The sequence below is a fragment of the Nocardioides renjunii genome (assembly GCF_034661175.1).
Lineage (GTDB): Bacteria > Actinomycetota > Actinomycetes > Propionibacteriales > Nocardioidaceae > Nocardioides > Nocardioides renjunii.
On the sequence record NZ_CP141058.1, the window covers coordinates 3,854,987 to 3,871,235 of the forward strand.

At 72.4% G+C, this 16,249-nt stretch carries 12 protein-coding genes; 2 read left to right on the top strand and 10 right to left on the bottom strand.

What is annotated here, in order from left to right; translation table 11 throughout:
• Window positions 1-39: 39 nt before the first annotated feature.
• The 7 genes from SHK17_RS18515 to pstC form a co-directional block, all read right to left on the bottom strand.
• On the bottom strand, window positions 40-891 hold the full coding sequence (locus SHK17_RS18515; RefSeq protein WP_322920288.1) for a phosphate ABC transporter ATP-binding protein: 852 nt from the start codon (window positions 889-891) through the stop codon (window positions 40-42).
• A gap of 125 nt (window positions 892-1,016) precedes the next feature.
• Window positions 1,017-2,618, bottom strand: a complete 1,602-nt coding sequence (locus tag SHK17_RS18520; protein WP_322920289.1) for an Ig-like domain repeat protein — start codon at window positions 2,616-2,618, stop codon at window positions 1,017-1,019.
• Window positions 2,619-2,682: 64 nt separating this feature from the next.
• Window positions 2,683-3,612 (bottom strand): sortase, encoded by a 930-nt coding sequence (locus SHK17_RS18525; protein WP_322922054.1) that lies wholly within the window; start codon window positions 3,610-3,612, stop codon window positions 2,683-2,685.
• A gap of 2 nt (window positions 3,613-3,614) precedes the next feature.
• Window positions 3,615-6,239, bottom strand: coding sequence for a hypothetical protein (locus SHK17_RS18530; protein ID WP_322920290.1), 2,625 nt, complete (start codon window positions 6,237-6,239; stop codon window positions 3,615-3,617).
• A complete protein-coding gene (locus SHK17_RS18535; protein WP_322920291.1) occupies window positions 6,236-7,972 on the bottom strand; it encodes a PstS family phosphate ABC transporter substrate-binding protein in 1,737 nt (578 codons plus the stop codon). The genes SHK17_RS18530 and SHK17_RS18535 overlap by 4 nt, the downstream gene beginning before the upstream one ends.
• Window positions 7,969-9,162, bottom strand: coding sequence for a phosphate ABC transporter permease PstA (pstA, locus tag SHK17_RS18540; RefSeq protein ID WP_322920292.1), 1,194 nt, complete (start codon window positions 9,160-9,162; stop codon window positions 7,969-7,971). Before pstA ends, SHK17_RS18535 begins: the two co-directional genes overlap by 4 nt.
• Window positions 9,159-10,175 carry a phosphate ABC transporter permease subunit PstC gene (gene pstC, locus SHK17_RS18545; RefSeq protein WP_322920293.1) on the bottom strand — a complete coding sequence of 339 codons (1,017 nt, stop codon included), beginning with the start codon at window positions 10,173-10,175 and terminating at the stop codon, window positions 9,159-9,161. The genes pstA and pstC overlap by 4 nt, the downstream gene beginning before the upstream one ends.
• 299 nt (window positions 10,176-10,474) lie before the next feature.
• Between pstC and SHK17_RS18550 the strand changes: the two genes are divergently transcribed.
• Both SHK17_RS18550 and SHK17_RS18555 read left to right on the top strand, forming a co-directional pair.
• On the top strand, window positions 10,475-11,812 hold the full coding sequence (locus SHK17_RS18550; RefSeq protein ID WP_322920294.1) for a hypothetical protein: 1,338 nt from the start codon (window positions 10,475-10,477) through the stop codon (window positions 11,810-11,812).
• A 79-nt stretch (window positions 11,813-11,891) separates the two neighbouring features.
• Complete coding sequence (locus SHK17_RS18555; RefSeq protein WP_172267087.1) at window positions 11,892-12,983, top strand: Glu/Leu/Phe/Val family dehydrogenase; 1,092 nt, start codon at window positions 11,892-11,894, stop codon at window positions 12,981-12,983.
• A 229-nt stretch (window positions 12,984-13,212) separates the two neighbouring features.
• Here the strand turns inward: SHK17_RS18555 and SHK17_RS18560 are convergent, their stop codons facing one another.
• The 3 genes from SHK17_RS18560 to purF form a co-directional block, all read right to left on the bottom strand.
• On the bottom strand, window positions 13,213-13,404 hold the full coding sequence (locus SHK17_RS18560; RefSeq protein WP_172267090.1) for a DUF3073 domain-containing protein: 192 nt from the start codon (window positions 13,402-13,404) through the stop codon (window positions 13,213-13,215).
• Window positions 13,405-13,561: 157 nt separating this feature from the next.
• The gene (purM, locus tag SHK17_RS18565; protein ID WP_322920295.1) at window positions 13,562-14,632 is read right to left on the bottom strand and encodes a phosphoribosylformylglycinamidine cyclo-ligase; all 1,071 of its coding nucleotides are present in this window, start codon (window positions 14,630-14,632) and stop codon (window positions 13,562-13,564) included.
• A gap of 35 nt (window positions 14,633-14,667) precedes the next feature.
• The gene (purF, locus tag SHK17_RS18570; RefSeq protein WP_172267096.1) at window positions 14,668-16,206 is read right to left on the bottom strand and encodes an amidophosphoribosyltransferase; all 1,539 of its coding nucleotides are present in this window, start codon (window positions 16,204-16,206) and stop codon (window positions 14,668-14,670) included.
• Window positions 16,207-16,249 lie beyond the last annotated feature (43 nt).

Consider the following 16,249-nt stretch of genomic DNA (forward strand, 5'->3'; position numbering starts at 1 on the left):
CCCGGTCGGGGCCTTTCTGCGTCTCGGCGGTGCGTGTCGTCAGCCGAACCGTCCGTTGACGTAGTCGGAGGTGCGCTGGTCGCGCGGGCTGGAGAACATCGCCTCGGTGTCGCCGTGCTCGACGATGACCCCCGGCGTGCCCTGCGAGGCCAGGAAGAAGGCGCAGGTGTCCGAGACGCGGGCCGCCTGCTGCATGTTGTGCGTGACGATGACGATCGTGACCTGTCGCGCCAGGTCCTTCATCGTCTCCTCGATGACCCGCGTGGACGTCGGGTCGAGGGCCGAGCACGGCTCGTCCATGAGCAGCACGCGGGGCTTGATGGCCAGCGAGCGCGCGATGCAGAGGCGTTGCTGCTGGCCGCCGGAGAGGCCGCCGCCGGGGCTGTCGAGACGGTCCTTCACCTCGTTCCACAGACCTCCGCGGACCAGGCACTCCTCGACGAGCTCCTCCTTGGCCGACCTCCCCAGCCTCGTCCCGGTCAGCCGCAGCCCGGCCACCACGTTCTCCCGGATGGACATCGCCGGGAACGGGTTCGGCTTCTGGAAGACCATGCCGATGGCACGGCGCGCGTCGGTCAGCTTGCGCTGGGGGTCGTAGATGTCATCGCCGTCGAGCAGCACCTCACCGGCCAGCGCCGCAGACGGGACCAGCTCGTGCATCCGGTTGAGGATGCGGAGGAAGGTGGACTTCCCGCAGCCCGACGGGCCGATGAGGGCGGTGATGCCCGAGGCGGGCATGGTGAGCGACACCCGGTCGAGGACCTGGTGGCTGCCGAACCACGCGGTGATGTCGCGGGCCTCGAGGGTCGCGGGGCCGGCCGGTGGAGCTCCGCCGCTCGGCGCCTCAGGGGCGGCGGGGACGGCGGAGGCGGGCAGCGTGGACTGGGGCATGGCGGGATCTTCTTCGCGTCGAGGAGCTGGGGCGGGGCCCGGGCGGGGTCACTCCGTGACCGGTCCGGGATGGAGGCGGGCGGTTGTCAGCGGACCGCCCGCCTCCGACTCGGGAGGGTCGGGCGTCACTTGATGGTGATGACGAACCTGACCTTCGACGCGGCGAACGACGCGTTGCCGGCGTACTCCGCGACGAGCTTGTTCTTGCCCTTCGCGAGCGCCTTCAGGGTGACCGTGGCGACGCCACCGGCGACCTTGCCCCTGCCGACGGTCTTCTTGCCGAGCTTGATGACGACCTTGCCGGCGGCCTTGCCGGCGGCGGACTCCTTGACCTTGACCTTGCCCTTCACGGCGGCGCCCTTGGCGTAGCTCTTCTTGAACGACACCGCCAGCTTGGTCGCGGCCTTGGTGGTGGGGGTGGTGACCGGGACCGGGGCGGCAGCCCTCACCGTGACGTCGACCGGGGCGGAGGTGGAGCCGTTGAAGGCCGCGCCGGTGGGCGTGAAGGTGGCGGTGACCTGGTGCACGCCGGGGGTGAGCCCGGTGGCGGTGTAGGTCGCGCGGCCGCCGGTCACGACGCCCTGGCCCTTGACGGCGCCGTCGACGGAGAACGCCACGACGCCCTGGGGCTTGAGCTGCCCGCCGCCGCCGACGGTGGCGGTGAGGGTCGCCGCACCAGCGGCGTTGGAGGTGCCGGCGACGGTCGTGGTGGTGGTGACCTTGGCGGTCAGCAGGTCACTGGCCGCGGTGGCCGTCGTGGTGGCCACGCCGCACTTGCCGCCCTGGGCGGAGGAGAGCAGCTGCTCGAAGCCCGCGTCGAGGATCAGCGAGGCGGCGGCCGGCGAGCACACGTAGCCGTTGGGGCCGAACAGGCCCTGCGCCCAGGCGCTGCCGGCGTCGGCCTGCCGGACCACGTTGTAGAGCGCGCGACCCACCTGCCAGCCCTGCTCGATGCGCAGGGTGCCGAGCAGGCCCGCACGGCCCACGGAGAACGGCGCGATCGCGTTGGGGTCGGACTTGATCGGGGCGTCGTCGTGCTCCTGCACGAAGGTGACGCCGGGCCCGTAGGTGACGGTCGAGCCCTTGATCTTGTCGAGCTCCTTCTTGAAGAAGTCGCCCGTGCCGGAGCTCGTCTGCGGGGCGAGCGGCTTGATGACGCCCGCGGCGCCGCCGACCTGGCTCCAGTTGGTGACGGTGCCCTCGAAGATCTGCACGATCTGGGCCGGCGTCAGCGCGGCCGGCGCGTTGGACGACTGCGCGGTGGCGACCGCGAGGGTGTCCTTGGCGAACGGGAACGCCTGGAGGTTGGCGGCGGTCTCGTTGGCGTTGTTGCCCGAGGAGGACCGCGCGAAGCTCACGTCCGGGTTGTTGCCCGCCCCGTAGAGCAGGCCCTTGCCGCCGCCCGAGCCGTTGGGACGGACGATCGGGGCGGCGCCGGCGCGCAGGGTGACGCTGGCCGAGTTGGTCTGGGCGCCGGCGGAGTCGAACGTACGGGCGTCGAAGGACACCAGTCGCTGCGCGGGCGCGCCGGCGTTGTAGCCGGCCACGCCGCTGTGGCCGTCGGCCAGGTAGCCCAGGGCGTACATCGTGGTGTCGGAGCCGACGCCGACGATGTCGTCGGCGTCCGGGACGAACGCCGGGTCGGCCTGGGCCGGAGCGGCGACGGCGAGGGCCGCCGCCAGGACGGACGTGGTGGCCACGCCCGCGAGGAGCCTGCGAACAGACATGTGTGGGTCTTCCTTCTCTGGTGGTCGTGCACTGGGTGGAGCTGACGTCGATCACATGCGGGTGTCACATCAGGTTGGGCAGCAGGCGCATGACCACGTCGGTCGTGAGCCAGGCGACGGCGAGCACGACCGGGGTCGCGACCACCCACACCAGGGCGGCTCCGAACCGCTGCCGGGCGGCGATGACCCCGAAGGCCAGCGCCAGGAGCAGGGCCAGGCACAGGGTCAGCAGCGGCATGACCGCGCCCGACTCGGTGCCCATCGCCTGCTCCGGATCAGGGACCACGCGGGGCAGGCCCGCGGGGGTGTCGAAGGCCTCGTCGGCCTCGGCGTCGACGTAGACGACCTCGCCCGGCGACAGCGACGGGAGCCGGGAGCCGCTGGCCTCGCCGCTGACGAGGACCAGCCGGGCGGCGTCGTCCGGGCGCGGCTGCGGCAGCGGGTCGCCCGCACGACGTACGCCGATGACGCGGAAGCGGGTGGCGCCCTGGGCAGTCGTGACGTTGACCTGGTCGCCGGGCACGAGCTCGCCGATGCGCGCGAAGGGCGCCCCGTAGGTGCTCGCCCGGCCGAGGACGGCCGACGTGCCGCGCTGGCCGGGCAGCACCGTGTTGCGGAGGTGTCCCGGCCCGACCAGCAGGTCGCCGGAGGCCGTCCCCTCGACGACCACCTGCTCCACGCCGATGTGCGGGATGGAAAGGGTGGCGACGGGCTGCCCCACCTCCGTGACGGGACCGATGGGGGCCGTGCCGGCGGCGAGCTCCGCGCGGAACTGCGAGTACAGCGTGTCCTGGGCGCGGTCCTGCGACAGCCCGCCGAGGTAGACCATCTGCGCGACCATCCAGCCGGCGACCAGGCAGCACATCACCGAGGTCGTCGTGATGACCGACCAGACGTCGTCGCCGGCCGGCGCCGTCGGGCGCACGGGCGTCGTACGAGGTGCGGGGGGACCGTCCGCCGGCTCGGCGCCGGCTCGGGGCCTGCTGCTCGTCATCGTCACGACCGCCTCCTGCGGAGGTGTCGCAGCCGCAGCAGGTTGGCGCCGAGGGCGCTCACCAGCGTGACGAGCAGGAGCAGCGGCAGGGTGCGTGCGGCCACCGGGGAGGAGACCGCGGTGGTCGGCGGCATGACGAGGAGCTCCTCCTCGTCGTCCTTGTCCGCGTCCGCGTCCCTGCGATCCCCCTTGGTGCCCCGCTCCTTGTCGCGGCCCCCTCCGTTGCCGGCCCCGCCGTCGTCGTCGGTCGTCTCCTCGACCGTGGTGACGCTGCCCGGGCCCGGGGTGACGCCGCCGCCTCCGGCGCCGACACCGCCGCCGTCCTCGCCGTCCGTGCCGTCCCCGTCCGCCTCGTCCGTGCCGTCCTCGTCGGTCTCCGTCGCACCCGCCTGCTCGCCGATCGCGGTGGCGACCGCCTGGGCCTGCTTCCAGAGCGGACCGGTGACACCGGTCCTGCGCAGCGGGACGTAGCCCGGCGGCAGCTCGCCGTTGCCGAAGCCCTCCTGCTGGCCCTCCGTCGTGGCGACCTGGATGAACTGCGCGACCTTGTCCGCGTCCTCCTGCGGCAGGTTGGCCGTCCGGGCCGCGGTGTAGACGATCATCGTCCCGGGGTAGGCGTCCGCCTTGACGAGGTCGGCCATGTCCATGCGGAACGGCTCCTGCCCGCTCGTGCTGGGCTCGGCCAGCCGGAGGGCACGGCCGATCCCCGTGGCGGTGGGGGCGACGAAGTCGTCGCGGGTGGCGAGGAGCGCCTCGTCGAGGCCGAGCCGCTGGGCGTCACCCATGCTCACCACGCCGAGCATGAACCGGGAGCCGACGCCCTGGCGGTCGACCCGGCCGATCTTCCACGGGTCGGTGACCGTGGCGCGCTCGCACTTGGTCTGCACGTTGGGCCAGGCGTCGAGGATGGCCTCGGCGATCTTGCGCATCGACGGGACCGGCGCGGCGAGCTGGGTGAAGTACGGGGTGGGGTTCTGCTGGCGGCACTCGTCGTTGGTCACCGGCACGAAGTCGTCGAGCAGCGGCCACTCGGCCGTCGGCAGCTCGATCTTCTCGTAGCTCGGGTTGACCCGCATGCCCCACTCGTCCGGCTTCCCGTCGACCCACCTCATCGCCGCCTCGTCCTGGGCGACGTAGGAGGTCAGCGCCTCGATCACGTCGCTGGACTCCGACAGCGACAGCAGGGTCGCGGCCGCCTCCCGGGTGACGGTGTCGAGCCCGGGGTTGAGTGCCTGGAACTCCGGGTCGAGGTTGATGCCCACCGGGTTCTGGGCCATGCCCGGGTGGCCGCGGCCGAGCTCGCTGCCCAGGTAGGACTGCGTCATCAGCTTGGCGATGAGCCGCGGGTTGAGCTTGAGACCGGTGTACTCGCCGGCGTTGCCGGGCAGGTCGATGACGTAGCCGATCGAGAAGCCGGTGACGGCGGTCGGCGCGTACGCGATCGGGTCGGACCCCTTGGCCTCGTGCTTGCCGGACACGAACGCCGCCGCGCCGCCGCCGTTCTCGGCCAGGGCGAAGCCTGCGGCGTCCGCCATCCGGTTGTGCTGGAACTTGAAGCGCTCCTTGTCCAGGCAGAAGCTGGGCGACCACTGCAGGGATGCCTGCGCCATCAGCTCGGAGCCGTAGAAGCCCGTGGGCGCCCGCGAGTCGAGGACCGTGCAGGCGTCCGGGGGCAGCCCGAAGGTGATCGGCACCGAGAAGCGGTTGCGCCAGTTGGACGCCGACCACCACAGCATCGGCGACGCCGTCAGGTCGACACCCTGGTTGGAGTAGTTGCTGGCGCCGGCCTCGAACTGTCCGCCGCGGTTGCAGGCGGCGTGGTCGTCGAGGCAGCTGATGCCCTGGATCGGGATCACCACGATCGAGCAGGCGACGGTGTCGGAGCAGCCGAGCGACTCGTTCTCCACGGCCGAGCGCACCTCGAACTTGGCGTGGCCGTTGCCCTCGAGGTCGGTGAACGCCGCCTGCTCGGCGGGTGGGAACGCGGCGCCGATCGCGGCTTCGGGGGGCATCGTCTCCGAGGTGCAGCTGGCGTGGACAGTGCCGTTGGCGGCCCGGAACGGGGTCACGTGGGTGGAGAAGGTGGAGACGTCGTTGCACTCGGGCGGGATCGGCGCGAGGCCGAACTTCTGCCCGCGCTGCTCCTCGGTGGCGTGCTTGTCGTGGCGCCAGGCCGCCTCGGACTCGTCCGCGACCTGCGTGCGCTGGGTCCGCGAGGACGTCCAGCAGGTCTCCGGGGAGAGCTGCTGCTCCGGCGGCAGCGACGGGTCGTCGAGGCCCCGGCACTGCAGGATCACGACGGGGTACTCCTGGAGCTGACCCTGCTCGCCGAACGGGCTGGACGAGCGGCCTCCGGTGGGGTGCGCCCCGGTCCAGGAGATGTTCACCCGCTCCCGACCACGCAGCTCGGTCGTGCGGTCGACGGTGACGGTCACGTCCCGGGAGTCGATCTCGAGCTCCTGGCCCTGCACCGTGATCGTGCGGTCGAGGTGCTTCGTCTGGGTGAACGCCGGCTCGGTCGCGTCGGGCGCGGCCTGCGCCGCCTCCCCGGTCCCGGCGACCGCCGCCGGGAGCACGACGGCGACCGCGAGCAGCGCCGTGGCCACCAGGCGCAGGCGGCGGCTCATCGGCCCGCTCCCCGACGTCGTACGCCGCGGGCGAGCAGCAGGCCGGGGACGAGGATGAGGGCCAACAGCTCGAGGGCGGCCAGGGCACCGAAGGCCCGGCCGTCGTCGGGCCGGCTGGCGGAGAGCTCGGTCGGCGTCGCGTAGATCGGGTCGGTCGTGGTGGCCGTGCCCGCCGCGGCTGCGGCGGTGCCGTCGGCCGCCACGGCCTCGCCGGTGATCGGGTCGACCTCGGTGGCGGGAGGCTCCTCGCCCCCTCCCCCGCCTGCGCCGCCGCCCGGCCCCTGGTTCGCGTCGTCGCCACCCGGACCGCCCGCGCCGCCCTGCTTGTCCGTCGTGGGCGTCCCGGCCTCCTCCCCACCCTCGGCGGGCTCCTCCGGCTGCTCCTCGTCGGTCGACGGCTCACCGGTGCCCGTGGAGGTGCCGCACGGGCCCTCGCCCTGCTCGTCACAGGCAGCGGGCTGCGGCGCGATCTGGGCGAGCTTGTTCTGCTCGAGGTTGCCGGCCACGAACGTCGGGTTGTTGCAGCGCGTGGCGTCGCGGTTCTCGATGTCCACCGCCGGGTCGGCGGTCTTGAGCTTCGCGAGCTGGGTGAAGCCGGCCTGCACGAGGTTGAGCGGCAGCGGCGAGTAGCCGTAGGGACCGGCCTTGGCCTGGCCCTCGCACAGCGAGTAGTACATGAAGTCGCCGAGCGTCTGGCGCTTCGCCGTCGACATGCGCTGGTCCTGCGCACCGGTCGGGATGATCATGTAGCTGTAGGACGACAGCGGGTAGGCGCGGGGGTCCGTGGCGTTGTAGACACCGTCGAGGATCTGGGTGAGGTAGAGCGGCGAGCTCGTGTCCTCGTTGATCCGCGCCTTCGTCAGCGCGACGGCGACGTTGTACTGCGTCGGCTCGACGTAGTAGCCGCCCTCGTTGAGGACCTTGACGACCGGGTAGTCCTTGTTGAGCGGGTAGGCGTACTCGACGTAGCCGATCGTGCCGTTGCCGGCGAACCCGGAGATCGTGTTCATCACCTGGTCCGAGCCCGACTGGGCCAGCATCCGGCCCTTGCGCGGGTAGTAGGACGTGTAGCCGCTCTTGCCGAAGTAGGGCCGCCAGATGTCGGGGTGCTCCGCGTCCATCCAGGTGGTCAGCTGGGCCGTGGTGCCGGAGCCGTCGGAACGCACCACCGGGGTGATGGCGAGCTTGGGGAACGCCCGTCCGTTGTTGTCGTCGGTGATCGCCGGATCCGACCAGTCGGTGATCTCGCCGGTGAAGATCTTCGTCAGCGTCTCGCCGGAGAGCCGCAGGTTGCGGACCAGCTCGTCACCGATCTTGAGCTGGTAGGTGAAGGCCGTGCCGCCGGCCACGATGGGCAGGTAGGCGAACTCGCGGCCGTTGCTGTTGTCGGCGTTGCCGAACTCGTCGACGCCCGGGTAGGGGATCTCCGAGATGCCGAAGTCGGTCACGTTCTGCGCGAAGTTCTTGCGCCCCTGCGACGAGCCGCCGCCGTTGTAGGTGACCTTCATGCCGAGCGCGTCGACGTCGGAGATCCACTGCTGGACGATCACCTCGGACCAGGTGGAGCCGGAGCCCTCGATCTGGGCGTACGCCGCGCGCGCCGAGGTGTTGCCGAGGCGACCGTCGTCGGGCTCGCCGGGCACGTCGGCCTGGCCGGCCGCGGGGAGCCCCGGCGCGGAGAGTAGCGCGACGGCCGCGAGCGCGGCCACGAGGCGGAGGGATCGGGTGGTCATGAGGACTCCTCGGGAGCGACGCGCTGCGCGCGGGTCGTACGACGGGGGCGGGGACGGGCGCTCGCGCGCGCGGGGCGGGCGAGGAGCCGGGCGATGACGAACAGGACCAGCACCAGCACCAGCAGCGCGGTCGCGGCGGCGAAGGCCCGCTCGATGTCCATCGGCTCGGGGCTGCGGGCTCCCTTGAAGATGAAGAGCGGGAGCGAGTTCATGACGCCGTCGGTCGGGTCGGTGACGAGGAACGACGCGACGCCCGACGTCAGGAGGACCGGCGACGTCTCGCCGACACCTCGGGCGACCCCGAGGATCAGCGCGGTCGCGAGTCCTGGCCGAGCCGTGGGGAGCACGACGTGCCACACCGTGCGCCACCGACTGGCGCCCAGCGCCAGGCTCGCCTCGCGCAGGCCTCCGGGCACGACCCGCAGCACGACGTCGGCGGCGCGGGCGATGATCGGCAGCATCATCACCGACAGGGCCATCGCCGCGGCGAAGCCGGACCGCGGGAAGCCCAGCGCGACGATGAGCACCGTGTAGACGAAGAGCCCGGCCACGATCGAGGGCAGCGCGGTCATCGCCTCGACGATCGTGCGCACGACCGCCGCGAAGCGGCCGCCGACCTCGGTCATGAAGACCGCGGTGCCGATGCCCAGCGGCAGGGTCACTGCGACGGCGATGCCGAGCTGGATCGCGGAGCCGACGATGGCGTGCCCGATGCCGCCCTCGTCGAACGGGTCCCGAGGGCCGACACCGGCCATGTCGTCGGTGAAGAAGTTGAGGTGCAGCAGGGGCTCCCAGCCGCGGTAGACCACGAACACCACGGCACTGACCAGCGCAGCGCCGACGAGCAGCGCGCCCGAGGTCACGACACCGCTCACGACCCGGTCCACGACGTCGACGCGCCGGCCCGTCATCGAGGTGGTCACCGCGCTGACGACCAGACCGAGGGCGAACCAGGTGACCAGCAGCCACGCGGCGCCGCCGAGCGGCAGGAGTCGCTGGGTGATCAACCAGGCCAGGGCCAGCGCGCTGACCCAGGCGCCGACGACGGTGAACCGCTCCTCGGCCGTCGGCCTGCCCAGGCCGGGGCGGGCGACCGGAGGCGGTGCGTCCAGGTCGCGCTGCGGGAGGTGGGTGGTCGCCGTCGGCGCACCGCTCAGCGTCGTCGTCGCAGTCGTGGACGGGGCGCTCATGCGTCGGTCCCCGCCCCGGAGCGGCTGCGGGCGACGATCATCGCGGCCAGCGTGTTGACGACGAGCGTGATGAGGAACAGCACGAAGCCGGCGGTCAGGAGCGCGGAGAGCTGGGCGGCGCTCGCGTCGCCGAAGCGGCCGGCGATCAGCGCGCTGACCGAGCTGGTGCCCACCTCGAGGACACGCGGCTTGATGACGAAGTCCGGCGAGATGATGAGGAGCACGGCGATGGTCTCGCCGAGGGCCCGGCCGAGGCCGAGCATCGTCCCGCCGATGATGCCGCCGCGACCGAAGGGCAGCACGACGGTGCGGACCATGCCCCAGCGGGTCGCGCCGAGCGCGAGGGCCGCCTCCTTCTCGCCGGGCGGCGTCTGCGAGAACACCTGGCGCATCACGGCGCAGGACATCGGCAGCACCATCATGGCCACGGCGATGCCGGCGCAGAACGCGCTGCCGATGTAGCGCGACTGGTCCCAGACGGCCGCGTCGGGGTCCGCTCCCACGGCGAAGACCGGGATCCAGCCGAGGTGCTGGTGCAGCCAGAGGCTGAACGCCGCCGCGTGGGGCATGACGAGGAAGTAGCCCCACATCCCGTAGATGATCGAGGGGACGGCGGCCATCAGGTCGACGAGCGAGACGAGGGTCGGCTTGACGCCGGCGGGGGCATACTCGCTGATGTAGAGGGCCGTCAGCAGTGCCAGCGGGAAGGCGAGGACCATCGCCACGCCAGCGATCGACACCGTCCCGACCAGGACGGCGGCGATGCCGAGCACGTCGGACTCGGGCTGCCAGGCGCTCTCGGTGAAGAAGCTCCAGCCGTAGCGCTGCAGCGTCGGCACGGACTGCCAGGCGAGGAAGACGCCGATCCCGCCGGTGACGACGAGCACCGTCGCACCGACGGTGCGGGCGCCGACCTCGAAGACGCGATCGGCACCGGTGGCCTTGCGAGCCAGCCGGCGCGGGACCGGCGGCCCGGTGGGCACGATGCGGTCCTGGGCAGGGAGAGTTGTCACGTTGCACTTTCGACACGGGCCCGAGAGAACTTGCTGACGGTTGCCACGCGCCGACGGAGGTTGCCCTGCCGGCTGGTGAGCGAGAGCAAGTGTTGGGGAGCGCGGTCGAACGGCGCCGCCGTCCCAGGTGAACGCCCGGACAACGGTTGCGTCCCACTGACGGAACACGCCCGACCGCCTGGCCCGGTCGGGCCAGGAGGGGTGGTCACTGTGGGTGATTGGGGGCCGGTGGTCTGGTCCGGTGGTCGTTCCGATGGTCGGTGCGACGGCGGATTCCGGCGGTCGGGGAGGATGACCCGGTGCTCCCCCGCTTCGAGGTCGTCCGCCGGTTGCGTCCGGTGGACCTCGTGGCTCCGGGCGCCGTGCAGGTCGAGGTGGCGACTGCGGGCACGGTGCCGATGCCGGTCGTGGCGCCGTACGTCGGCGCCACGACGTCCTCACCGGCCGGGCCTGCGCTCCACCTGGCCGGGCACCGCTTCGCGGCGTCCGTGCGGGACGGCTCGGTGGTCCTCGACGTCGCGGACGGACGGACGTCGCGCGAGCTGCGGAGCCGACGCTGCCACCGCACGGTCGGCTCGTCCGCGACGGGGCTGACCCTCACCGGGACGCACGTGACGGCGTGGGTCCGCGAGGGATCGAGCTGGGTGGCCCGCGCGCGCCACGACCTGCGCGAGGTCCTCGACACCCGCGACGAGGCGGCGCTGGCCGACCTCCGGGTCGAGCTGCCCGAGGGCGGCGGGGTCGCCGGCCGCTTCGGCCAGCTCGGGCTGCGCGACGTCCGCTTCGTCACGACGGAGGACGGCCGCCCGCTGCGGGACGGCAGAGCGCTGTGGCTCACGGCCACGTCCGCCGGGCCCGGGTTCTTCGACACGGCGCACACCAGCGTGTGGCGGCTCGAGGGCCTCGAGGCGACGCACACCGCCGACCTGTTCTTCCGCCGCCCCGACCGGCCCGGGGTGTTCGGCGACCACGCGACCCACCTCGTCCGCAGTGGCGGGAGCTGGCTGGTGGCGACCAGCACGTGGGGCGACTTCGAGAAGCCGGCCTCGCGCGCGGGGCGTCGTACGCCGGCGGGGTTGCGGGTGACCCTCGCGGAGTCGGACGCCGACCTGCTGCACGGCGCGCACGTGCTCGACACGCGCGAGCTGCCCCTTCCCACCGACGGCCTGCGCTCCATCGCGACGTGGGACCCCCACCTGGTCCGGCGCGACGGCGAGTGGCTGGTGGGGTTCGTCAGTGCGCGCCGGTTCTTCGACTTCCACCCGGCCCTCGCGTCGGGGCCGTCCCTCGACGACCTCCGGCTGCGGGGTGCGGCCACGGACCGCCGCTCGACCGAGGGCACGACCCTCGTCGAGGTCGACGGCCGGACGGTGGTCCTCGCGAGCGACGGGCGTGACTCGCGCCGGGCCCACCGGGGCCGGTTCCCCGTCCTCGATCTGGCGATGGCCGACGTCGACCTGCTCGACGCGCCGTACCCCACGAACCTGCCCTGGCCGTCCATCGCGCAGGTGGACGACGGGTGGCTGATGGCGACCTTCGACGGCACGCCGAGGGGCGGTCGGATCCTCGGCTACGGCACCCACGGCGACCTGGTGCTGATGCGTGCCAAGGGATCGGCCGGGTCTACGCTGAGGTGACGGCGGTCACCACCCCTCGACCGCGCTGACCAGGTCCGCACACCCCGCGGCCGCACCCACCAGAAAAGGACCCAAGAGCATGTCTGGAGTACCCAGTTCCGGCGTCGACGTCTTCGAGCTCGGCAGCGAGCACGAGCAGGTCGTCTTCTGCAACGACCGCGCGACGGGCCTGCGGGCCATCGTCGCGATCCACTCCACGGCACTCGGCCCGGCCCTCGGCGGGACGCGGTTCTACCCCTACGCCAGCACCGACGACGCGATCGTCGACGTCCTCAACCTCGCCCGCGGGATGTCCTACAAGAACGCGCTCGCCGGCCTCGACCTCGGCGGCGGCAAGGCCGTCATCATCGGTGACCCGGCCGAGCTGAAGACCGAAGCGCTGCTCCGCGCCTACGGACGGTTCGTGCAGTCGCTCGACGGGCGCTACTTCACCGCCTGCGACGTGGGCACCTTCAGCGAGGACATGGACCACATCGCCCGCGAGTGCGACTTCGTCACCGGCCGCACGGTGGCCCACGGCGGCGCCGGCGACAGCTCGGTGCTCACCGCCTTCGGCACCTTCCAGGGGATGCGCGCCGCCGCCGAGCAGGCCTGGGGCGAGCCCACCCTCGCCGGCCGCACCGTCGGCGTCGCCGGCGTCGGCAAGGTCGGGCGCCACCTCGTGCGCCACCTGATCGAGGACGGCGCCACCGTGGTCGTCACTGACGTGCACGCCCCGTCGGTCGAGGCGATCCGCGAGCAGTTCCCGCAGGTCCAGGCCGTCGCGACCACCGACGAGCTGGTCGCGAGCGAGCTCGACGTCTACGCCCCGTGCGCCATGGGCGGCGCGATCAGCGACGAGGTGCTCGAGGTCCTGCGCGCCAGGATCATCTGCGGCGCGGCCAACAACCAGCTCGCGCACCCGGGCATCGAGAAGCAGATCGAGGAGCGCGGCATCCTCTACGCCCCCGACTACTGCGTCAACTCCGGCGGCGTCATCCAGGTCGCCGACGAGCTCGAGGGCTTCTCGTTCGAGCGCGCGCAGCAGCGTGCCGCCGGGATCCTCGACACCACCCGCAAGGTCTTCGAGCTCGCCAAGGCCGACGGGGTCACCTCGGCCGAGGCCGCCGACCGCCTCGCCGAGCGCCGGATGCGCGAGGTCGGCCGCCTGCGCGGCGTCTACCTCCGCTGACCGGGCACTTCCTGCCCGTCCCGCACGCCGACCGGGCACTTCCTGCCCGTCCTGGACACTGACCGGGCACTTCGTTGCGCAACGACGTGCCCGGTCGGTGCGTCACACCGGCACGACGTGCCCGGTCGGTGCGTCAGACCGGCACGACGTGCCCGGTGACCTCCGTGGGGGCGCAGTCGTACGCCCGGTCACCGGCCCGAGGGCGGTGACGGTGGAGGTGATCAGTCAGTCAGTCTGCGCGACGACGGGGATCGGCATAGTCCGACCACTCGTCCTCGTCAGGTGGGACCTCACTCGTCGTGGAGTGATGGTCCTCGCCGTGCAGCTCCTTCGCCAGCGCGCCGAAGTCCGTCTCGTGAGTCCGGTACTTCAGGTCGCGGGCAACCTTGGTCTGCTTCGCCTTCGCTCGGCCGCGCCCCATAGGGTCGACCCCCTCGCACACTTGGCCGGGGCTGCCGGGGGAATCCCCCGACGCGCCCGGTCTGATCGGTTACATATCGTGGGCACAACGCTACCTGAGCGGTGGCTGTTCCCGCACACCCTGTCCGGGAGATTCGTCCTCGAAGTGACGAATCTCCTCACCAGCCGGGGTGCTGGCCCTCGAGCAGCACGCGGCCACCGTTGTCGGCGTTCGCCCGCGCCTCGCCCGCGACCCACGCGCGCACGCCGTGGCCGGCCAGCACGGAGATCGCGGTGTCGACCGACTCGGGCGCGGTGAGGGACACCATGCCCACCCCGCAGTTGAGGGTCGCCTCGAGGTCGCGCTGCGACACCTCGCCCATCCGGCGTACGACGTCGAAGACCGGCTGCGGAGTCCACGTCGAGCGGTCGATGCGCACCGACAGCTCCTCGGGGAGCACCCGCTCGAGGTTGGCGGCGAGCCCCCCGCCGGTCACGTGCGACATGGCGTGGGTCTCGGTGCGGTCGGCGAGGTCGAGGCAGGCCTTGGCGTAGATCCGGGTCGGCTCGAGGAGCTCCTCGCCGAGGGTGCGGCCGAAGTCGTCGACCTGGCGGTCCACCGTCCAGCCGGCCCTCTCCAGCAGGACGTGGCGGACGAGGGAGTAGCCGTTGGAGTGCAGGCCGCTGGCCTCCATGGCGATCACCACGTCGCCGGGGCGGACCCGGCCGGGGCCGAGGAGCCTGCTGGCCTCCACCACACCGGTGGTGGCGCCGGCGACGTCGTAGTCGTCCGGGTCGAGCAGGCCGGGGTGCTCGGCGGTCTCGCCACCGATGAGCGCGCAGCCGGCGACCACGCAGGCCTCGGCGATGCCCTTGACGATGGCGGCGATCCGCTCGGGGACGACGCGGCCGCAGGCGATGTAGTCGGTCATGAACAGCGGCTCCGCGCCGCAGACCACCAGGTCGTCGACGACCATGCCCACCAGGTCGAAGCCGATGGTGTCGTGGACGTCCATGAGCTGGGCGATGGCGACCTTGGTGCCGACGCCGTCGGTCGAGGTGGCCAGCAGCGGACGCTCGTAGCGGGTGAGCGCGGAGGCGTCGAAGAGCCCCGCGAAGCCACCCAGGCCGCCGATCATCTCCGGCCGGCGCGCCTTGTCGACCCAGCCCTTCATCAGGTCGATCGCGCGGTCGGCGGCCTCGATGGAGACTCCGGCCGCGGCGTAGGCGTTGTCGGGCTGCTGGGTCACGAGGCTCCTCGGGTGGCGGCCGGCGGGGGCGCGGGTCAGGGGTTGTTGAGGACCGGCAGCGCGCGGCCCATCGTCGGCGACTGGAGCGTCGCCTCGAGCAGGTGCTTGCCGAGCAGGCTCTCGTCGGGCAGCTCGATCGGGTACTGACCCGTGAAGCAGGCCTGGCACAGCGAATCGGCCGGCTGGTCGGTCGCCTCGATCATGCCCTCGAGGGAGATGTAGCCGAGGGTGTCGGCGCCGACGCTGGCCGCGATCTCCTCCGGCGTGAGGCCGTTGGCGATCAGCTCGGCGCGGGTGGCGAAGTCGATGCCGTAGAAGCACGGCCACTTCACCGGCGGGCTGGAGATCCGCACGTGGACCTCGAGCGCACCGGCCTCGCGCAGCATCCGGACCTGGGCGCGCTGGGTGTTGCCGCGCACGATCGAGTCGTCGACGACGACGATGCGCTTGCCGCGGATCATGTGCTCGAGGGCGTTGAGCTTGAGCCGGATCCCGAGCTGGCGCAGGGTCTGGCTGGGCTGGATGAAGGTGCGGCCGACGTAGGCGTTCTTGACGAAGCCCTGGCCGAACGGGATCCCGGACTCGGCGGCGTAGCCGGACGCGGCGGGGGTGCCGGACTCCGGCACGGGCATGACCAGGTCGGCGTCGACGGGGAACTCCCGGGCGAGCCGGCGACCCATCTCGACGCGGGCCTCGTGGACGTTGCGGCCGCTGATCGTGGCGTCGGGGCGGGCGAGGTAGACGTACTCGAAGACGCAACCCTTGCGCGCGGGCTCGGCGAACTTGTGCGAGCGGAGCCCGTTCTCGTCGATGACGATCATCTCGCCGGGCTCGACCTCGCGGACCACGCTGGCGCCGATCGTGGCGAGGGCGGCGTCCTCGCTGGCGACGACCCAGCCGCGGTCGAGGCGGCCGAGGACGAGCGGGCGGATGCCCTGCGGGTCGCGGGCGGCGTAGAGGGTGTGCTCGTTCATCCACACGAAGCAGTAGGCGCCGCGCAGCTGGGGCAGCACCTCGAGGGCCCGCTGCTCGAGCGAGGTGTCGGGGTGGTGGGCGAGCAGGGCGGTGACGAGGCTGGTGTCGTTGGTCGCGCCCTCGACGCCCCTGATCTCCAGCTCACCCGCCGGGCCGGGCAGCGCCTGGACCATCTCGCGCAGCTCGTGGGTGTTGATCAGGTTGCCGTTGTGGCCGAGCGCGATCGAGCCGTCGGCGGTGGGCCGGAAGGTCGGCTGGGCGTTGTGCCACGTGGAGGCGCCGGTGGTGGAGTAGCGCGAGTGGCCGATCGCGAGGTGGCCCTTGAGCGAGTCGAGCGTCGACTCGTCGAAGACCTGCGAGACCAGGCCCATGTCCTTGTAGACGAGGATCTGGCGTCCGTTGCTGACCGCGATGCCCGCGGACTCCTGCCCGCGGTGCTGCAGGGCGTAGAGGCCGAAGTAGGTCAGCTTGGCGACGTCCTCGCCGGGGGCCCAGACACCGAAGACGCCGCAGGCGTCCTGCGGGCCCTGGTCGTGGGGGTCGATCGCCGTGGTGAGACGGCCGTCGCCGCCCTTCCGCTTGCTCGTCGCATCGGGCACGGCCCCAGTCTACGGGCGCGGCGCCCCAGCGCCGCACCGGCGA

Excerpts from the sequence above, each read along its gene's own strand:
- SHK17_RS18515 (WP_322920288.1), bottom strand. The coding sequence starts at position 891 with ATGCCCCAGTCCACGCTGCCCGCCTCCGCCGTCCCCGCCGCCCCTGAG.
- SHK17_RS18520 (WP_322920289.1), bottom strand. The coding sequence starts at position 2,618 with ATGTCTGTTCGCAGGCTCCTCGCGGGCGTGGCCACCACGTCCGTCCTG.
- SHK17_RS18525 (WP_322922054.1), bottom strand. The coding sequence starts at position 3,612 with ATGACGAGCAGCAGGCCCCGAGCCGGCGCCGAGCCGGCGGACGGTCCC.
- SHK17_RS18530 (WP_322920290.1), bottom strand. The coding sequence starts at position 6,239 with ATGAGCCGCCGCCTGCGCCTGGTGGCCACGGCGCTGCTCGCGGTCGCC.
- SHK17_RS18535 (WP_322920291.1), bottom strand. The coding sequence starts at position 7,972 with ATGACCACCCGATCCCTCCGCCTCGTGGCCGCGCTCGCGGCCGTCGCG.
- pstA (WP_322920292.1), bottom strand. The coding sequence starts at position 9,162 with ATGAGCGCCCCGTCCACGACTGCGACGACGACGCTGAGCGGTGCGCCG.
- SHK17_RS18555 (WP_172267087.1), top strand. The coding sequence starts at position 11,892 with ATGTCTGGAGTACCCAGTTCCGGCGTCGACGTCTTCGAGCTCGGCAGC.
- SHK17_RS18560 (WP_172267090.1), bottom strand. The coding sequence starts at position 13,404 with ATGGGGCGCGGCCGAGCGAAGGCGAAGCAGACCAAGGTTGCCCGCGAC.